The organism is Streptomyces sirii (genome assembly GCF_045690365.1).
GTDB lineage: Bacteria > Actinomycetota > Actinomycetes > Streptomycetales > Streptomycetaceae > Streptomyces > Streptomyces sirii.
In genome coordinates this window covers 5,292,720-5,310,136 of sequence record NZ_CP147982.1, presented here as the reverse complement: position 1 = coordinate 5,310,136, position 17,417 = coordinate 5,292,720, and the positions used below count along the sequence as shown (strand labels likewise).

At 72.0% G+C, this 17,417-nt stretch carries 18 protein-coding genes; 10 read left to right on the top strand and 8 right to left on the bottom strand.

Annotated elements, in window-relative coordinates:
• Window positions 1-83: 83 nt before the first annotated feature.
• Both WAB15_RS24020 and WAB15_RS24015 read right to left on the bottom strand, forming a co-directional pair.
• The gene (locus tag WAB15_RS24020; RefSeq protein ID WP_399148747.1) at window positions 84-1,082 is read right to left on the bottom strand and encodes an anion permease; all 999 of its coding nucleotides are present in this window, start codon (window positions 1,080-1,082) and stop codon (window positions 84-86) included.
• 9 nt (window positions 1,083-1,091) lie between these two features.
• The gene (locus WAB15_RS24015; RefSeq protein WP_361329612.1) at window positions 1,092-1,712 is read right to left on the bottom strand and encodes a DUF47 family protein; all 621 of its coding nucleotides are present in this window, start codon (window positions 1,710-1,712) and stop codon (window positions 1,092-1,094) included.
• Window positions 1,713-1,906: 194 nt separating this feature from the next.
• Between WAB15_RS24015 and WAB15_RS24010 the strand changes: the two genes are divergently transcribed.
• Complete coding sequence (locus WAB15_RS24010; protein WP_399148748.1) at window positions 1,907-2,323, top strand: metal-sensitive transcriptional regulator; 417 nt, start codon at window positions 1,907-1,909, stop codon at window positions 2,321-2,323.
• 25 nt (window positions 2,324-2,348) lie between these two features.
• Here WAB15_RS24010 and WAB15_RS24005 read toward each other — a convergent pair whose 3' ends face one another.
• Window positions 2,349-2,537, bottom strand: coding sequence for a hypothetical protein (locus WAB15_RS24005; RefSeq protein WP_407289283.1), 189 nt, complete (start codon window positions 2,535-2,537; stop codon window positions 2,349-2,351).
• Window positions 2,538-2,653: 116 nt separating this feature from the next.
• Entirely contained in the window at window positions 2,654-3,532 is an 879-nt protein-coding gene (locus tag WAB15_RS24000; protein ID WP_407287505.1) for a hypothetical protein, read from the bottom strand.
• Between the two features lie 173 nt (window positions 3,533-3,705).
• Between WAB15_RS24000 and WAB15_RS23995 the strand changes: the two genes are divergently transcribed.
• Both WAB15_RS23995 and WAB15_RS23990 read left to right on the top strand, forming a co-directional pair.
• Entirely contained in the window at window positions 3,706-3,882 is a 177-nt protein-coding gene (locus WAB15_RS23995; RefSeq protein ID WP_399148750.1) for a hypothetical protein, read from the top strand.
• A 137-nt stretch (window positions 3,883-4,019) separates the two neighbouring features.
• The gene (locus WAB15_RS23990) at window positions 4,020-5,618 is read left to right on the top strand and encodes an FAD-binding oxidoreductase (RefSeq protein WP_407287504.1); all 1,599 of its coding nucleotides are present in this window, start codon (window positions 4,020-4,022) and stop codon (window positions 5,616-5,618) included.
• 90 nt (window positions 5,619-5,708) lie between these two features.
• Here the strand turns inward: WAB15_RS23990 and WAB15_RS23985 are convergent, their stop codons facing one another.
• Window positions 5,709-6,422, bottom strand: a complete 714-nt coding sequence (locus WAB15_RS23985; protein ID WP_399148752.1) for a phosphatase PAP2 family protein — start codon at window positions 6,420-6,422, stop codon at window positions 5,709-5,711.
• A 206-nt stretch (window positions 6,423-6,628) separates the two neighbouring features.
• Entirely contained in the window at window positions 6,629-7,627 is a 999-nt protein-coding gene (locus WAB15_RS23980) for an NlpC/P60 family protein (RefSeq protein ID WP_399148753.1), read from the bottom strand.
• Between the two features lie 179 nt (window positions 7,628-7,806).
• On the opposite strand from WAB15_RS23980, the gene WAB15_RS23975 reads away from it, so the two are divergent.
• The 7 genes from WAB15_RS23975 (at window position 7,807) to WAB15_RS23945 (ending at window position 15,827) form a co-directional block, all read left to right on the top strand.
• Window positions 7,807-7,929, top strand: coding sequence for a hypothetical protein (locus WAB15_RS23975; protein ID WP_399148754.1), 123 nt, complete (start codon window positions 7,807-7,809; stop codon window positions 7,927-7,929).
• Window positions 7,930-8,213: 284 nt separating this feature from the next.
• The gene (locus tag WAB15_RS23970; protein WP_046930918.1) at window positions 8,214-8,522 is read left to right on the top strand and encodes a hypothetical protein; all 309 of its coding nucleotides are present in this window, start codon (window positions 8,214-8,216) and stop codon (window positions 8,520-8,522) included.
• 519 nt (window positions 8,523-9,041) lie between these two features.
• Window positions 9,042-9,899, top strand: a complete 858-nt coding sequence (locus WAB15_RS23965) for a hypothetical protein (RefSeq protein ID WP_407287503.1) — start codon at window positions 9,042-9,044, stop codon at window positions 9,897-9,899.
• A complete protein-coding gene (locus WAB15_RS23960) occupies window positions 9,889-11,202 on the top strand; it encodes a hypothetical protein (protein WP_407287502.1) in 1,314 nt (437 codons plus the stop codon). The genes WAB15_RS23965 and WAB15_RS23960 overlap by 11 nt, the downstream gene beginning before the upstream one ends.
• Window positions 11,199-12,761: an SCO6880 family protein gene (locus WAB15_RS23955; RefSeq protein WP_399148757.1), complete on the top strand. Its 1,563-nt coding sequence runs from the start codon at window positions 11,199-11,201 to the stop codon at window positions 12,759-12,761. Before WAB15_RS23960 ends, WAB15_RS23955 begins: the two co-directional genes overlap by 4 nt.
• Window positions 12,762-12,783: 22 nt before the next feature.
• The gene (locus WAB15_RS23950) at window positions 12,784-14,214 is read left to right on the top strand and encodes an ATP-binding protein (protein ID WP_399148758.1); all 1,431 of its coding nucleotides are present in this window, start codon (window positions 12,784-12,786) and stop codon (window positions 14,212-14,214) included.
• Complete coding sequence (locus WAB15_RS23945; protein ID WP_407287501.1) at window positions 14,211-15,827, top strand: TraM recognition domain-containing protein; 1,617 nt, start codon at window positions 14,211-14,213, stop codon at window positions 15,825-15,827. The genes WAB15_RS23950 and WAB15_RS23945 overlap by 4 nt, the downstream gene beginning before the upstream one ends.
• Here WAB15_RS23945 and WAB15_RS23940 read toward each other — a convergent pair.
• The gene (locus WAB15_RS23940) at window positions 15,813-16,583 is read right to left on the bottom strand and encodes a thioesterase II family protein (protein ID WP_407287500.1); all 771 of its coding nucleotides are present in this window, start codon (window positions 16,581-16,583) and stop codon (window positions 15,813-15,815) included. The genes WAB15_RS23945 and WAB15_RS23940 overlap by 15 nt on opposite strands.
• On the bottom strand, window positions 16,573-17,406 hold the full coding sequence (locus WAB15_RS23935; RefSeq protein ID WP_399148761.1) for an SDR family NAD(P)-dependent oxidoreductase: 834 nt from the start codon (window positions 17,404-17,406) through the stop codon (window positions 16,573-16,575). Before WAB15_RS23935 ends, WAB15_RS23940 begins: the two co-directional genes overlap by 11 nt.
• Between the last annotated feature and the right edge of the window lie 11 nt (window positions 17,407-17,417).

The window sequence follows — 17,417 nt, the reverse complement described above, 5'->3', positions numbered from 1 at the left end:
TGCCACCGCAAGACGAAGGGCCCGCCCCTCCTTCCCGGGGGGCGGGCCCACTGCTTTCGTCCGGCGCCGTGGCGCCGGGCAGGTCAGCCGAACGCCAGCTGGACCAGCCAGTACGCCATCGCCGCGACCAGCGCGGCCGCGGGCATGGTGATGAACCAGCCCATCACGATGTTCTTGGCGACGCCCCAGCGCACCGCGCGCGAGCCCTTGGTCGAGCCCACACCCATGATCGCGGAGGTGATGACATGGGTCGTGGAGATCGGCGCGTGGAACATGAACGACGCGGTGTACATGACCGAGGCGGCCGTGGTCTCCGCGGCGAAGCCCTGCGGCGGGTCCAGCTCGATGATCCGGCGGCCGAGCGTGCGCATGATCCGCCAGCCGCCCGCGTACGTACCGAGCGAGAGGGTGATCGCGCAGGCCAGCTTGACCCAGATCGGGATGGCCGCGTTGGCGTCCTCGACGTCGGCGATGACCAGGGCCATCACCACGACGCCCATGGTCTTCTGGGCGTCCTGCAGACCGTGGCCGAGGGCCATGCCCGCGGCCGAGACCGTCTGGGCTATACGGAAGCCCCGCTTGGCCTTGTGCGGATTGGCCTTCCGGAACATCCACAGGATGACGACCATCACCAGATAGCCGAGCACCAGGCCGATGACGGGGGAGATGAACATCGGCAGGACGACCTTCTCGATCACCCCGGTCCAGATCACCTCGGTACCGCCCGCGAGCGCCGCGCCGACCATGCCGCCGAACAGGGCGTGCGAGGACGACGACGGCAGACCGAAGTACCAGGTGACGAGGTTCCAGACCACCGCGCCGATCAGCGCGGCGAAGAGGATGCCCATCCCCTTGCTGCCATGGGGAGTGGAGATCAGCCCCTCACTGACCGTCTTGGCGACGCCGCTGCCGAGGAAGGCTCCCGCGAGGTTCATCACGGCGGCCATCGCCAGCGCGGCACGTGGGGTCAGCGCCCGCGTCGAGACCGAGGTCGCGATGGCGTTCGCCGAGTCGTGGAAGCCGTTGGTATAGGTGAATCCGAGCGCGACCGCAATGGTCACGACGAGCGCGAAGGTGTCCATGGCCGGGGCTCAGGACTCCTTGACCGCGATGGTCTCGACGGTGTTGGCGACGTGCTCGAAGGCGTCGGCCGCCTCCTCGAGGATGTCCACGATCTGCTTGAGCTTGAGGACCTCGATGGCGTCGTACTTGCCGTTGAAGAGGTGCGCCAGCAGCTTGCGGTGGATCTGGTCGGCCTGGTTCTCCAGACGGTTGACCTCGATCCAGTACTCGGTGAGGTTCGACATCGTGCGCAGGTTCGGCATCGCCTCGGCGGTCAGCTCCGCCGCCCGCGCCAGCACCTCGATCTGCTGCTCGATGCCCTTGGGCAGTTCCTCGACCTTGTAGAGGACGACCAGATCGACGGCCTCCTCCATGAAGTCCATGATGTCGTCGAGCGACGAGGCGAGGTTGTAGATGTCCTCGCGGTCGAACGGCGTGATGAACGAGGAGTTCAGCTGGTGGAAGATCGCGTGCGTCGCGTCATCTCCCGCGTGCTCCGCCGCACGCATCCGTTCGGCGATCTCGGCCCGTGCGGAGGCGTCCGCCCCGAGCAGTTCCATCAGGAGCTTGGAGCCCGTGACGATGTTGTCCGCGGAGGCGGCGAACATGTCGTAGAAGCTCGTCTCCCTGGGGGTCAGACGAAAGCGCACGTGAAATCCTCGGGGTGCATGGGATTCGGTCGGGTTGATGCTAGGCGCATCATCCAGCCACTGCTAACCGGCATTCCCTCAGTGTCGCCCATCGGGCAGCATGCTCTGCACGGGGTACCGCAGGTGCCCGCAAAGTTCGGTACCATATACCCACCAGGGGTATATAGATCGCCTAGATACCACGGGAGACGGCCATGACGACCACGGACGCCGACGCCAACGGCCGCGCCGCAGCCGCCGCGGCCCGCCCCGCTCCGAAGCCGGATCCCGACCCCCACGGCGCCCCCCGGACCGTGACCGATACCGCAGAGACTCCCCCGGCGGCCGGCGTCCACGGCTACGCACAGCAGAAGGACGCACACATCAAGCGACTGCGCCGCATCGAGGGGCAGATCCGCGGACTGCAGCGGATGCTCGAAGAGGATGTCTACTGCATCGACATACTCACCCAGGTCTCGGCGAGCACGAAGGGCCTGCAGTCCTTCGGGCTCCAGCTCCTGGAGGAGCACCTGCGGCACTGCGTCGCCGACGCCGCCGTCAAGGGCCCCGAGGCCATCGACGCCAAGGTCCAGGAGGCGACCAAGGCCATCGAGCGGATGCTGCGCACCTGACGGCGGCCGGGGGCTCCCCGCCTCTTCAAGCCGGCTCGCCCGGCGGTTCGCGGCCGTCCCCGTCCACGTCCAGTACCTCGTCGATACGGTCCGGGCTGAGCCGGTCCTCGCTCGATGCCGCGGCCGCGATCATCAACTCACCGGTCAGGTCGATCTCGACGAGGGCTACGTGGTCCTGAACCGTCGTATGGCGGTGTCCGGCCACGTACGACACCTCCTCCTTCGCGCGCCTTCCCACGCCTCTGAGTGGTTACCGCCCAGCGTAAGGACGGCCGCCCGCTCCGCCCATGGCACGGATGGACCATTTCCGCCACGGGGCAACCGCCCTCGTCACGTGCCCCGGCGGCCCTGGGGAGCGGCGGATGCGATCTTCCCCGCGTAGATGTCGCGCCGGTCGGGCAGCCGGACGGCGACCCGGCCGCCGAAGCCGGTCAGCTCCGTCGTGGAGGTCACCGAGGCCCCCTGGGGCGCGCCGTTGGCGAAGCGGAACCGCTGGCGCACCTTGCGCAGCCGGCCGGCGTCGTCCAGATACGCGTCGAACGGCACCGCGTCGGTGGTGAACCCTTTCTCCGCGGCGAACAGCGCCGGCCTGGAGCGCGGCGAGGCCGCCCGCGCGGCCGTCCCGATGTCCGTCGTGCCGCGGTAGTGCCGCACCACGACGCCGTCCAGCTGCTCCCGGCCCTGGTACGTCACGTCCCGCGCGCCGCGCAGCAGCTCCGCGGCGGCCAGCGGATCGGTGGCGCCGCCGGTGACCAGGTTGCCGTCGGTCAGCGTGCCGGTGTCCACCCGCACCCATTTGTCGGCGGGCACCCCCGCCCCGCGGTTCTTCATGAACAGCGCGCCGGGCGCGAGGATCTCCGTGATCGGCTGGCGGCCCTCGCCGGGCCGGCCCGCGGGGTCGGGCAGGACGACGCGCAGCTGCCCGCTGCTGGTGGTGAAGTCGTAGCCGCCGGTGCCGCGGATGGCGACGCGGGTGCCGCCGCTGACCGTCTCCATGGCCGTGCGGACCGCGGCGGAGCGGGCCCGGACCAGGGCGTCGGCGCTGGCGCGGACGGCGGCCTCGGCGCCGGCGGCCCGGCCGGGCGGCTGCTGGTCGTCGGCCGCGGCGCCCTCGGAGGAACAGCCCGTCGCCAGCAGCCCGACCGCCAGACCCGTCCCGCACACCACGGCCACGGCGGCCGCCCCGCCTCGCCTGTCCTGCACCACCATCGCGTACGAGCCCCCTCGGCCGCCGTCTTCGGGACCGGCCCGGTCCGGCCGGTCCGCTCGGGAGGGTCGGACGTTCCGCCCACGCCACCTCTGACGTTCCGTCGACCGACCCGTTCAACGACCGTTGAGGGGGCTCGTCACGCAAGGGCGGCCGGGGCGCGTAGCGTGGACGGGTGCCCGACCGAGCCCACCACGCGACCTCCACCACCGAGCGAGGTTCCTTCTGCACGGCCCGCTGCACCTGCGGCTGGCGCGGGCCGGCCCGCCGTGCCCGCTCCCAGGCGCGTACGGACGCGGAGCGGCATCTGGTCGAGGCCGGGGCGTCCGGCCCCCTGCCCCCTGTGGAATGACTCCGTCCGTTGCGGGAACCCCCAACGCCCTTACGGCATCTGCCTAGTGGAGGGAAGCAACGGCGCGGCAGCCCCGCGACCACCGGCCGTCATCGGCCGCCGGGACGGGCCGCAGACATCGAGGGGGATTCATCCCAGTGAAGCGGCGCACACTCCTACAGGCCGGCACCGGACTGGCGGCGACCTCGGTCGCCTTCGCCACCGGCTGCGACAACAAGACCGGCGCGGCGGCCGCGACGTCCTCCACCTCGGCCGACGGGGCCGCCGCCGGTGGCGCGCGGACCCAGACGGCGGCCGCCGCCGGCCGCGCCGCGCCGGCCTCCTGGACCGCGCTCGGCAAGAGCCTGGACGGGCGACTGATACAGGCCTCCGACGCCGCCTACGCGACCGCCCGGCGCCTCTACAACACCCGTTACGACACGCTCAAGCCGTCGGCCATCGCGTACGTCAAGCACCCGTCCGACATCGCCGAGTGCCTCGCCTTCGCGCGGCGCCACGGCACCCCGGTCGCCATCCGCAGCGGCGGCCACTCCTACGCGGGCTACTCCAGCGGCAACGGCCGGCTCATCGTCGACGTCTCCGCGCTGTCCAAGGTCGGCGCGCCCTCCGGCGGGATCACCCGCATCGGCGCCGGAGCCAAGCTCATCGACGTCTACCAGGGGCTGGCGGCGCACGGCGTGACCATACCCGGGGGCTCGTGCCCCACCGTCGGGATATCCGGTCTCACCCTCGGCGGCGGCCAAGGCGTGGTCTCCCGCGCCTACGGTCTGACCTGCGACAGCCTGGTCGGCGCGACCCTCGTCACGGCCGACGGCAAGACCGTCTCGTGCGACAAGGACCAGCACGCGGACCTGTTCTGGGCGCTGCGCGGCGCCGGCAACGGCAACTTCGGCGTGGTCACCGAGCTCCGCTTCCGTACGCATCCGGCGCCGCGCGCGGTGATGGCGTATCTGACCTGGCCGTGGGCCAAGGCGGCGAAGGTCGTGGCCTCCTGGCAGAAGTGGGGTCCGGTGCAGGCCGACGAGATCTGGTCCGCCTGCCATCTCGACACTCGGCCCGGGGGCACCCCGGCGGTCTCCGTCGCGGCCTTCTCCCTGGGCGGCTACGGCGAGCTGAAGAACGCCCTCGACAAGCTCGCCGACCAGCCGGGAGGCCCCGGCCCCGCCGCCACCGTCCGCCTCACCCCGATCGGCTATCTGGACGCGATGGAGGCCTACGCGGGCTGCTCGTCGAAGTCCACCGCGCAGTGCCACACACCGGGTTCGCTGCCCGGCCAGACCGGTGCCGGCCAGCTCGGCCGCGAGACCTACGCGGCGCGCTCGCACTTCTTCGACCGCTCACTGTCCGCGGCCGGCATCCGCACCCTGATGGACCAGATCGAGAGCGGCGGCCGCAAGGGCGTCGGCGGTAATGTGGCGCTGACGGCGCTGGGCGGTGCGATCAACCGCGTCGGCCGCACCGACACCGCGTTCGTGCACCGCGGATCGCGGTTCCTCGCCCAGTACTTGACGTCCTGGCCGGCGAACGGCTCGCCCGGTACGCGCACAGCGTGGCTCAATTCGTTCCATGACGCGATGCGCCGCCATGCGTCGGGCGCCGCGTACCAGAACTACACCGACCCCGGGCTGACCGACTGGAAGTCCGCTTACTACGGCGCCGCCGCCGGGCGCCTGGACCGGGTCAAGCGGACCTACGACCCGCAGCGGCTGTTCAGCACCTTCGCACAGGCGCTCTGAGGCGTCCGCCGCCGGACATACGGACGGCCCGGCCCCGTGAGGGTCCGGGCCGTCCCTATCCGCCAGGCTCGTCTTTCTCCTCCGCGGCCCTCAGGCCGCCAGGTCCTTGTCCCGCTCCTTGTGCCCGCTCGGCAGCCCCGATCCCGCGGCCACCACCCGGCTGCCCTCGGCGTCCCCGTCCGCCTCGCCGCCCGGCGCCCGCACCAGCCACGCCAGCGGGGAGCGGGCGACGGCCGTCGTCAGCGGCACCAGCAGCGCCTGGGCGAGCGGCGCGAGCAGCAGCGCGACGGCGGTGCCCAGCGCGAAGCCGCCGACCACGTCGGTCGGGTAGTGCACGCCCATGTAGACGCGGCAGAAGCCCTCGGCGAGCGCCAGCGCGATGCCGATCAGGCCGTACTTGCGGTGGGCGACGAACAGGCCGACGCCGACCGCCATCGTGAGGGTCGCGTGGTCGCTGACGAAGGAGAAGTCGCTCTTGCCGGGGATGAGCACTTCCAGGCCGGCGTGGTCCTTGAAGGGCCGCGGCCGCTCGACGAACTCCCGGATCGGGATGTTGGCCAGCAGCGCGATACCGGCGGCCAGCGGCGCCCACACCAGGCCCGCGACCGCGGACGGGGCGCCGGGCCGGCGGCGCGCGGACCACCAGGCGACCAGGCACAGCACCGCGAGGGCGGCGATGATGCCGTACTCGCCGATGAACTCCATGGCCTTGTTGACCCAGTGGGGGGCGTCCTTCGCGAGGCCGTTGATGCCGTCGAGCACGTCGACGTCGGGGTTCGGCCCCTCGAGTGCGAGTCCAGCCATCTAACGCGGCCCCTTATCTTTCGCGCGCGCGAGCGCCTTCGTGTTGCTGCCAACCCCCGTGGTCGTCGAGCGTGTGCTGCTTCGAGCGCGCTTACGTCCCCACGCAAAGGAAACGCCATGCCCGCCCCGGCCGTTCCACTCTCCACCGGAAGATCACCAGGACGTTATCGAAGCTTGACTCATCACTGCAGTTCAGGGCCTTATGTTTACGCAGCGTTGGCACGAGGGAGCGCTTTTGCGCCATCCGAGGTGACACGGGTCGCACCGATGTAGTCCGGCGTATCGATCTTGTCGAAGCGGATCACGGCACCAGTGTAGGGCGCGTTGATCATGTACCCGCCGCCCACATAGATCCCCACGTGGTGGATCGACCGCGGATCGTGCAGGTCGTAGGCGAAGAACACCAGGTCCCCCGGGAGCAGCTCGTCGCGCTTGGGGTGCGGACCGGCGTTCCACTGGTCGTTCGCCACCCGCGGCAGCTCGATGCCCACCGAGTGGTACGCGGCCTTGGTCAGCCCCGAGCAGTCGAACCGCCCGCCCTGCTCGGGCGTCCCGTTGCCGCCCCACAGATAGCGCGTACCGAGCCGGTCCTGCGCGAAGTAGATGGCGCCCGCGGCCTGCCGCGACGGCGCCACCGGCCCGGCCGGCGCCTCGAAGCTCTTGGCCAGCGTCGTGATCGTCTTCACATAGTTCTGTGTCTCGCGGTACGGCGGGACCCCGTTGTACTGGATCACCCGGTACGCACCCGCGTTGTACGCGGCGAGCATGTTGTGGGTGTCGTCGCCCGGCGCGCGGTCGACGTAGCGGGCCAGCTCGCAGTCGTACGACGCGGCCGACGGAATCGCGTCCTCCGGGTCCCACACGTCCCGCTTGCCGTCGCCGTTGCCGTCGATGCCGTGCGTCTGCCACGTGCCGGGGATGAACTGCGCCATGCCCTGCGCGGCCGCCGGGCTCTGCGCCTTGGGGTTCCAGCCGCTCTCCTGATAGAGCTGCGCCGCCAGCAGCGCGGGGCTTATCGCCGGGCACAGCGTGCCCCACTTCTGCACCAGCGACTGATACGCGGCCGGCACCGCGCCCTTGGCCAGCCCGACCGCCCGGCCGCCGACCAGCCCGGCCGCCGCCGTGTACGTACCGATCACAAGCAGCCCGAGCAGGCAGAACACCAGCCCCGCCCCGAGCCCGCCGGCCACCCAGAATTTCCGCACCTCACAACCCTCCCCCATTCAGCGGCGGTTCACTGCCTTTTTCCGGCCGCTCGGTGCGCGTTGCGTCACACGGGGGGCGCAGCGGCGCTCCGGCCCGGGTGTGACCGCACGCACGGCGGCGCCCGGGGGCGCCCCGGATGAGCGACACTGCACCCAGCACCCGGAACAGGACGAGAGCCATGGACCCGAACGACCAGAAGCAGATGAACCGCCACCTGTGGTGGCGCGTGGCGTACTTCCTCTTCGCCATCCACCTGGTGGCCCTCGTCATGATCTTCGCGATGTCGCACGCCCCGAAGTAGCCGCCCAGAGCCCGTCCCGGATCGGCGCGCACCCCCGGCCCGATGATCATTGCTCAGGGTTACCGCCCGTGATACACACGGTGAGACCAGTCGGTTCAATGGAGGACGTGCGCCCACCCGCACACGTCGCTCGCATCGGATCCGCCAAAGAAAGGCGCCAAGTCGATTTCTGACGGCGCCTTCGTCAGCGAAGATAGAAGCCGACCCGTTCCGAACCGGCGCGGGCGAGGGCAACCAACTACCCATAAAGGGCGGTGAGTTCACACATGGCGCACATGTCACACATGTTCCTTGCGGCCGAAAAGGGCGACATCACCACCATCATCGGCGGAATCGCCCCGGACTGGGGCCCGTTCGGCAGCCTGGGCAACGAGGCCCGCGTGATGGTCGAAGTGGTCATGGCGGTGGCGATCCTGCTGTGCCTCGGCATCGCGATCTGGGGCGCCGCCAAACAGCGCATCGGCGCCACGGCGCTGCGCGACACCTTCAGCGCCGAGCAGGGCAAGGGCCTGATCGTGGCCGGCCTGACCGGCGTCTTCATCATCGGCTCCCTCGGGACGCTGTTCACGATCGTCTACGGCATGGCGGTCTAGCCCGGCCGCGGCGCGGCGCCCGGTGCGCCGCCGCCGTACCGCGCGGCGGCCGCCACCGCCGCCGCACCGCCCGCGCACCCTGGGCACGCGCCCGTCCCCGTGCCGCCTCCCGTGCGCCCCCGTCCGACATCTCTCCGCCGTCCCGTGCCCCCACTCGCCTCCACCGGCCGCCCCCACCCTGCCGAGGCCCCATGCTGACGCCCCCTCACCCCGGACCGCCGCACGCCCGCGCCACCCCCGCCACCAGCGGACCGATTGGGCGACCCACCGCACGGGGACAGGTGAATCCGGGGCCAACCGGCTCCGGACGGCGATGGCGCACGCGGAGCAGGCGATGACCACAAACAGCCCGGAGTCCCCCCATGTCCCCCATTCGCCTCCGCCGCACCGCATCTGAGGACCCGTCACGGTGAGATGTACTCGTACCACTGCGCCCGAGCCGCCGCCCGCGCGGCTACGGTCATATGAGGGCGGCACGACAACGGCACGCACGGCGGCGGCAGAGGGGGCACGGGCGCGATGAGTCTCAGTGACGACGGCGGCTACGGCGGCGACGGCCACCGCGGTCCCGAGACGGGCCAGACACGGACCAGACTCCCCGGCGGCGACGGAGACCTGTACGGCTCGGGACGGCGGCCCCGGGCCGGTATGTCCAGCCGCAACCTCGTCACGATCGTCGGCGTGATCGTCCTGCTGCTCGCGGCCATCGCCTTCGCCAACCGCGACGGAAGCGGCAACAGCGAGTCCGGCGGCGACTCCCCCAAGGACACCGGCCCCGGCGCCGCCCGGCCCACCGCCCCCACCGGCACCAAGCCGGTCACGGGCAAGAACGGCCAGATCGCCTCGGGCTTCGCGAAGACGGAGCAGGGGGCTCAGTCGGCGGCGGCGAACTACGTGGTGGCGCTGTCCAGTGACGGCATGTACACCTCGGACCGGCGGGACGCGATCGTCAACGCCGTCTACACCCCCTCCGCGGCCGCGGCCCGCAAGGAGAGTCTGCGCAAGGTCTACACGGACCCGAAGTTCCTCGGCCGGGTCGGCCTCAAGCCGGACGGCAGCACGCCCAGCGGGATGACCTTCGTCTCCCGGGCGAACCCGGCCGGTACGAAGACCGAGAAGTTCGAGGGCACCACCGCCAAGGTCGCGGTCTGGTACTCCCAGTTGTTCGGCCTCGCCGGGCAGGGCTCCCAGACCCCGGTCGCGGAGAGCTGGTACACGTCCACGATGGAGCTGCAGTGGGTGGACGGTGACTGGAAGGTCGCCGGCTTCACGCAGAAGGCCGGGCCGGCCCCGGTCGGCGGCGACCAGACCGCCGCGACCGCCAAGGACATGTCCCAGGCCGTCCAAGGGTTCGGAGGGTTCACATATGCGAGGTAACAACCGACGCCGGACCCTCGCCGTCACCTCGGCGCTGACCGGCCTGCAGGCGGCAGGCGTGCTGCTGGCGACCCGCGCCTTCGCCGCCCCCTCGCCGAAGCCGACCGACGGTGCCTGCGATCTGCTCACGGACAAGGCCAAGGAGCTCTGCGAGCAGCGGAGCACGGGCGGCGGCGGTGGCGGCGCGGGCGGTTCGGGCGGCGGGCTCACCGACGCCAACCCCCTCGACCCCCTCGAATCCCTCGCCAAAGGCTGTGCCAAAGCCGCCGCGTGGATCGTCGACAAGCTGTCCGACGCCGTGCACGCCACCTCTCAGGTGGACTTCACCAACGCGGCCTTCCTGCGGCAGTACGCCGTCGTCTTCGCCGCCTCCACCGTGCTCACGCTCGTGCTGTGGCTGCTGGCCGTCGCCAAGCGGGCGGTGCGCGGGGTGCGGCTGACGGAGGCGATCAGCGAGGCGATCGGGTTCCTCTGGCTGACGGTGCTGGCCTCCGCCTTCACCCCGCTGATCCTCTATACGGTCGTCTCGGCGACGGACGGCGTCACCGAGATCATCGCGAAGGGGACGGGGGCGCAGACCGACACCTTCTTCGGGTCGTTCTCGCAGGCGCTCACGAAGGGCACCGACATCGGCGGCGGCCCGATCATGCTGATCGTGGTGTCGCTGGTCTCCGTGCTGGCCGCCGGTGTGCTCTGGCTGGAGCTGGTGATCCGGGCCGCGCTGCTGTACGTCGGGGCGCTGCTGGGGACGGTGGTCTACGCCGGGCTGGTCGACAAGAACATGTGGGGGCATGTGCGCCGCTGGGCGGGCATCATGATCGCGGTGATCATGGTGAAACCGGTCATCGTGATCGTGCTGGGCGTCGCCGGGGCGCTGTCGTCCGACAAGGGGCCGAACGCCATCTCCGCGGTGGTCTCCGGGCTCGCGATCATCCTGCTGGCCATCTTCGCCAGCGCCGTGATCTACCGCTTCGTGCCCGGTTTCGGCGACGAGATCGCGGCGTCGCGGAACAACCGGATGAGCCGGGGTGCGGAGAACGCCGCGGCGGCCGTCCTCAGCTCGCCGGCCGCGCTGGTGTCCCAGGGCATCAAGACGCACAGCTCCCGCAGCTCCGGCGGGGACGGCGGCGGCCAGGCGACGGGCGGCCAGTCCCGGCCGGCCGACGCGGTCTCCGGTGGCGTCGCCGCCCACGGCTCCCGCTCCGGCGGCGGCGCGTCCCCCGCCGCCCCCGCTCCCCGTACGAACCCCCGGACCGGCAGTGACGCCCGCACCGGCAAGACAGCAGGAGGTGATGGGCGTTGAGCACGCAGTCCCACCCGATCGCGCCGCGTCGCACATATCTGATCGGCCGCGCCCGGCCCAACGCCATCGTCGGCAAGAACCGCGAGACCGGCGAGATCGCGCTGATCATCGCGGGCGCGTTCCTCGGCATGATGTGCGGGCTGCTGGTGCCCATGCTGCCGCTGCGGATCATGACGCTCACGGGCTTCCCGATGCTGGGCCTGGCCGCCGTCTACGTCCCGTACAAGGGCCGGACGTTCTACAGGTGGTTCGAGATCCGGCGCAGCTTCCGCCGTACGGTCCGCAGCGGCGCGGTCTACCGCTCCGGGGCCGCCGAGGCGGGCGTACGGCTCGACGGCCGGGAGGTCGAGGTCGGCCCGCCGCCCGGGATCGGGCGGATCAACTGGCTGTCCGCGCCGTTCGGCCCGGACGAGATCGCCGTCCTGCTGCACGCCGACCGCAAGACGGTGACGGCCGCCATCGAGATCGAGGGGCCGGGCGTCGGACTGCGCGACAGCGAGGACCAGGAGGCCCTCGTCGACCGGTTCGGGACGCTGCTCAAGCACGTCGCCAACGGGGACGGCTTCGTCACCCGGCTGCAGATGCTGGCGCGTACGCTCCCGGCCGACCCCGACGCGCACGCCAAGGACGTCGCCCAGCGCGGCGACAAGGCCTCCCCACGCTGGCTGCAGGACTCCTACGACCAGCTGCAGTCGATGGTCTCCACCTCCTCCGAGCAGCACCGCGCCTACCTCGTCGCCTGTATGCACTACACCCGCGAACTGGCCGCCGAGGCACAGACGATGGCGCGGGCGGCCCGGATGCACCAGGGCGGACTGCTGCGCCGGAAGCTCGACCGGGACGCCGGGCTCGCGGTGGTGATGGCCCGTGAGCTGACCGACATCTGCGCCCGGCTCGCCGAGGCCGACATCCGGGTGCGCCAGCCCCTCGGCCAGGCCCGGCTCGCGTCCCTGGTGCACTCGATGTACGACCCGGACCACCCCATCGACCACATCCAGGCGATGAGCAAGCGCAACGCCTGGCCGGCCGAGCTCGATGCGATGGAGCCGACGTATCTGCAGGCCAAGACGCGGGAGTCGTCGACCCGCGCGCCGTGGTGCCACGCCACCGCCTGGGTCAAGGAGTGGCCGCTGACCCCGGTGGGCGTCAACTTCCTCGCGCCGCTGCTGGTGCACACCCCCGATGTGATCCGGACGGTCGCGGTCTGCATGGACCTGGAGCCCACCGAGGTCGCCATCGAGCGGATGCTGACGGAGAAGACCAACGACGACGCCGAGGCCAGCCGGGCGGCGAAGATGAACCGGGTGGTCGACCCGCGGGACGTGGCGCACCACGGGCGGGTGGACCAGCGCGGTGAGGACCTCGCGTCCGGCGCGGCCGGCGTCAACCTCGTCGGCTACATCACGGTCTCCTCCCGCTCGCCCGAGGCGCTCGCCCGCGACAAGCGCACCATCCGCGCCTCGGCCGGCAAGTCCTATCTCAAGCTGGAGTGGTGCGACCGCGAGCACCACCGGGCGTTCGTCAACACCCTGCCGTTCGCGACCGGGATCCGCCGCTAAGCCGCTGGGAGGCGCGTACGTCATGGCCCTGCACGATCCGCTCGGAGCGCTCACCGACGCGTTCACCAGCTTCCTGTTCGGGAAGGTGGAGACGACCCGGCTGCCCGTACGCACCTCCACCGGCCAGGCCCAGGCGGTGTATCTGCCGACCGCGGCCCCCGGTCTCGGCGACTCCGGCGTGATCATCGGCCGCGAGGTATACAGCGGCAAGGGGTACATCTACGACCCGTTCCGGCTGTACGGGCAGCAGCTGCCGGCGCCGCACTGGCTGGTGCTCGGCGAGTCCGGCAACGGCAAGTCGGCACTGGAGAAGACCTATGTCCTGCGGCAGTTGAGGTTCCGCGACCGGCAGGTCGTCGTCCTGGACGCGCAGGGCGAGGACGGCGTCGGCGAGTGGAACCTCATCGCCGAGGAGCTGGGCATCACCCCGATCCGTCTGGACCCGACCGCCGCCCTCAACGGCGGCATCCGCCTCAACCCGCTCGACCCGTCGATCACCACCACCGGCCAGCTGGCCCTGCTGCGCACGATCATCGAGGTCGCGATGGGCCACGGACTCGACGAGCGCTCCGGCTTCGCCCTCAAGGTCGCGCACGTCTACGTCAACGAGACCATCACCGACCGGCAGCCCGTCCTGACCGACATCGTCGAGCAGCTGCGGCACCCGGAGGCGGAGTCCGCCGAGGCGATGAACGTCGACATAGACGACGTGCGGGCCTGGGGCCTGGACGTGGCGCTGGTGCTCGACCGGCTCGTCGACGGCGACCTGCGCGGGATGTTCGACGGGCCGACGTCGGCCGGCATCGACCTGGACTCGCCGCTGATCGTCTTCGACCTCTCGCACATCGACCGCAACTCCATCGCGATGCCGATCCTGATGGCGATCGTGGGTGTCTGGCTGGAGCACACCTGGATCCGGCCCGACCGGAAGAAACGCATCTTCCTGGTCGAGGAGGCCTGGCACATCATCAACTCGCCGTTCGTGGCGCAGCTGTTCCAGCGGCTGCTGAAGTTCGGGCGCCGGCTGGGCCTGTCGTTCGTCGCGGTCGTCCACCATCTGTCCGACGTGGTGGACGGGGCGGCCGCCCGGGAGGCCGCGGCCATCTTGAAGATGGCCTCGACGCGGACCATCTACGCCCAGAAGGCGGACGAGGCGCGGGCCACCGGACGGGTGCTGGGCCTGCCGCGCTGGGCGGTGGAGATCATTCCGACCCTCACCCCCGGTATCGCGGTCTGGGACGTCAACGGCAACGTCCAGGTCGTCAAGCACCTGATCACCGAGGCCGAACGCCCGCTGGTCTTCACCGACCGGGCGATGACCGAGGCGTCCGCGATGCCGACGGACGAGGCGCGCGCCCTGGAGGCGGCGGCGGACGCCGAGGCCGAGGCGCGCGCGGAGGCCATGGCGATGCAGCGCCGGTGGAGAGACGAGTCGAGCGAGACGGTGGCGTGAGGCGCGGATACGACGACGAACGAGGCGGCGGCCGCGGCGGCTACCGCGATCCGCACGGCGGCCGGGGTCGCGGCGTCCCGGACTCCCTGCTGGTCGGGTTACTGGCCTTCCTGCTGGGCCTGACCGTGCTGGTGTGGACCGCGACCGGTCTGGCCGGCCTGTTCGCGCACGGTGCCTGGCCCGACGGCGTGACCTACCCCGGAACGCCCATCGCCCTGCGCCATCTCGTCTCCGCGCCGCACGACATGGCCGCCGCCTGGCCCGCCACCCCCAAGGGCCAGCTCTCCGGCTACGGCCTGTTCTGGGGCATCCTCATCGGCGAGCTGATGGTGCTGCTGGTCCTGGCCGTCTTCACGATGGGCACCGTCACCCGCTACCGCGCCGTACGAGCCGCGCGGCGGGCGAAGGCCCGGGAGGCCGCGGCCGCGCGCACGGCCGGGGAGGCCGAGCGGCCGGGACCGGACCTCGCACGTCAGGAGAGGGAGGACCGCGAGGCCCTGGCGGCGGCCCGCGCCGCGCGGGCGAGCGCGGCCGCACCCGCCGCGCCGTCCGTGCCCACAAAGGACACACCCACCGAGGACGCCCCCGCCGTCCCGGCCGACCACGCCGCCCCCACGGGCCCGGTCCCCGAGCAGCGCACCGGCTCCCCGGCCGCCGCCGACCGGCTCGCCGAACCCACCCTCCCCCGCGTCCAGTTCGCCACCTCCGGCCGGGCCGCGGTCCTCGCCGCGGCCGTCGCCACCGCCGCCGCCGCCCCGGGCCCGCTGATCGTCGCCACCACCGATCCCGCGCTGTGGTCCGAGACCAAGGACGCCCGCGCCAAGCTCGGACCGCTGCTGACCTACGATCCGACGCACCGCCTCGACACCCCGGCCCGGCTGCGCTGGTCGCCCACGTCCGGCTGTGACGACCTGGCCACCGCCGCCGCCCGGGCCGCCGCCCTGCTCGCCCCCGTACGGCCGTCCGGCGCGCTGGACTCGGCGGTCGCGGACGCCGCCCAGACCCTGCTGCGCTGCTGGCTGCACGCCGCCGCGGTCGACGGCCGCCCGTTCCGCCAGCTGCACCGCTGGGCCCATGCCGCGGGCAGCGCCCAGGAGCCGGTCCGTATTCTGCGCACCAGCCCGAAGGCGTCCGGCGGCCAGGCCGGTGAGCTGGAGTCGGTGCTCACCGCGCACACCGAACGCCGCGAGCTGGCGACGGAGTTGGTCGGCCGGGCACTGACCGCCCTGTCTTCCCTCCACATCCGGGACGTCTGCAATCCACTTCGAGCGGATTCGGTCATTCTCGAATCATTCATCGATGAGGGGGGAACGCTGTACGTGGTAGGCGAACCCATCGAGGATCCGCGTACCGACCCGGGTGCGATGCCGCTGCTCACCGCACTCCTCTCCAGCGTGGTCGAGCACGGCCGCCGCATGGCCGAACGGTCATCTGACGGTCGGCTCGACCCACCACTCACCCTCGTCCTGGACGACATCGCGGCGCTCGCCCCACTGCCCGCGCTCCCCGACCTGCTGGAAACGGGCCGTACGCGCGGCCTGCTGACCCTGGCGACGATGCGCTCCCAGGAGCAGGCCCGGGCCCGCTGGCCGCATCGCTCACTGCCGGTGTGACACCGCCGGCCGCGCCGCCTCCGTCAGGTGCTCCGCCACCTCCGACCAGTGCGCGCGCAGCACGAAGTGATCACCGCCGCGGAAGATCCGCAGCCGGAACTCCCCGGCGGTGTGCGCACGCCAGGCGGCCGCGTCCTCGACGGTGACCAGCGGATCGGCGTCGCCGACCAGCGCGGTGACCGGCGTGCGCAGCGGCGGGCCCGGGCGGTGCCGGTAGGTCTCCACGGCCTTGTAGTCACCGCGCACCACGGGCAGGCCCATGGCCAGCAGCTCCGGGTGCTCCAGCAGCCGGGGGTCGGTGCCCTGCGTCCGGCGGATCTCCTCGATGAGGCCGGCGTCGTCCCGCAGGTGGACGGTGCCGCCGCGCACCCGGGACGGGGCACAGGCGCTGGAGACGACCAGCCGGTCCGGGACCTGCCCCGCGTGCTCCAGCAGCCGGACCACCTCGTAGCCCACCAGGGCGCCCATGCTGTGTCCCAGCAGGGTCAGCGGCCGGCCGGTGAGCGGCGCCAGCGCCTGATACACCCCGGCCGCCAGCTCCGCGAGGTCCTCGATCCGCCGCTCCGCGACGCGGTCGTGGCGGCCCGGGTAGCGCACCGCCAGCACCTCGGGGCGGGCGCCGCCCCCGGCGGCGGCCAGCGCCCTGGCCAGCGGCCGGTAGGCGCCCGCGCCGCCGCCCGCGTGCGGGAAGCACACCACGCGGCCGGCGCCGGCCGCCCCCGGCGCCAGCCGGCGCAGCCACGGACTACATGCCACGGGTGAAGCCCCCGTCGACGGTCAGGCTCTGCGCCGTGATCGCGGCCGCCCGGCCGGACACCAGGAAGCCGACGAGCTCAGCGGCCTCCCGCGCCTCGACCAGCCGGCGCAGCGGGACGCCCTTGCGGGCCTGGCGCAGCATCCTTACCGGGTCCGCGCCGATCTCGTCGGCCTGGGCGGCGAGTTCGCGGCGGAGCATGGGGGTGTCGACCCAGCCCGGCAGCACGGCGTTGACCGTGATGCCGCGGGCGGCGAGATCGAGGGCGAGGCCCTTGGTGTAGCCGATCAGGCCGTGCTTGGAGGCGCAGTACGCGGTGTTCCGCATCTTTCCGGCCTTGCCGAGGATGGAGGACACATTGACGATGCGGCCCTGGTCGGCGAGGTACTCCAGGCAGGTGGCGGTGACCGCGAAGGTGCCGTGGAGGTTGATGTCGAGCACCCGCAGCCAGGTGGTCTCGTCGTCGGGTCCGTTCTCGTCGGCCACCCCGGCGTTGTTGACGAGGATGTCGAGCCGGCCGGCGGCCCGCAGTTCGGCGCGCAGCCGGGTGCGGAGCGTCGTGCGCTCGCGCAGGTCGGCCGCGACGGCCACGGCGGCCGCGCCCAGCGCGCGGACCTCCTTGACGACCGTCTCCAGTCCTTCGGCGTCCCGGTCGAGGAGGATCAGGCGGGCCGCGCCGGACTCGGCCAGCACCAGGGCCACTTCCCGCCCGATGCCCTGGGCGGCGCCGGTGACCACGGCCGCCTTGCCCGCCAGTTCGCCGGGCCGCGGCCGCTCGGTGCGCCCGCCGCCCTCACTCACGTCGCCTTCGCTCACGTCGCTCATCTTCGGCTCCC

Excerpts from the sequence above, each read along its gene's own strand:
- WAB15_RS24010 (WP_399148748.1), top strand. The coding sequence starts at position 1,907 with ATGACGACCACGGACGCCGACGCCAACGGCCGCGCCGCAGCCGCCGCG.
- WAB15_RS23950 (WP_399148758.1), top strand. The coding sequence starts at position 12,784 with ATGGCCCTGCACGATCCGCTCGGAGCGCTCACCGACGCGTTCACCAGC.
- WAB15_RS23970 (WP_046930918.1), top strand. The coding sequence starts at position 8,214 with ATGTTCCTTGCGGCCGAAAAGGGCGACATCACCACCATCATCGGCGGA.
- WAB15_RS24020 (WP_399148747.1), bottom strand. The coding sequence starts at position 1,082 with ATGGACACCTTCGCGCTCGTCGTGACCATTGCGGTCGCGCTCGGATTC.
- WAB15_RS23985 (WP_399148752.1), bottom strand. The coding sequence starts at position 6,422 with ATGGCTGGACTCGCACTCGAGGGGCCGAACCCCGACGTCGACGTGCTC.
- WAB15_RS24000 (WP_407287505.1), bottom strand. The coding sequence starts at position 3,532 with ATGGTGGTGCAGGACAGGCGAGGCGGGGCGGCCGCCGTGGCCGTGGTG.
- WAB15_RS23935 (WP_399148761.1), bottom strand. The coding sequence starts at position 17,406 with ATGAGCGACGTGAGCGAAGGCGACGTGAGTGAGGGCGGCGGGCGCACC.
- WAB15_RS23960 (WP_407287502.1), top strand. The coding sequence starts at position 9,889 with ATGCGAGGTAACAACCGACGCCGGACCCTCGCCGTCACCTCGGCGCTG.
- WAB15_RS23975 (WP_399148754.1), top strand. The coding sequence starts at position 7,807 with ATGGACCCGAACGACCAGAAGCAGATGAACCGCCACCTGTGGTGGCGC.
- WAB15_RS23965 (WP_407287503.1), top strand. The coding sequence starts at position 9,042 with ATGAGTCTCAGTGACGACGGCGGCTACGGCGGCGACGGCCACCGCGGT.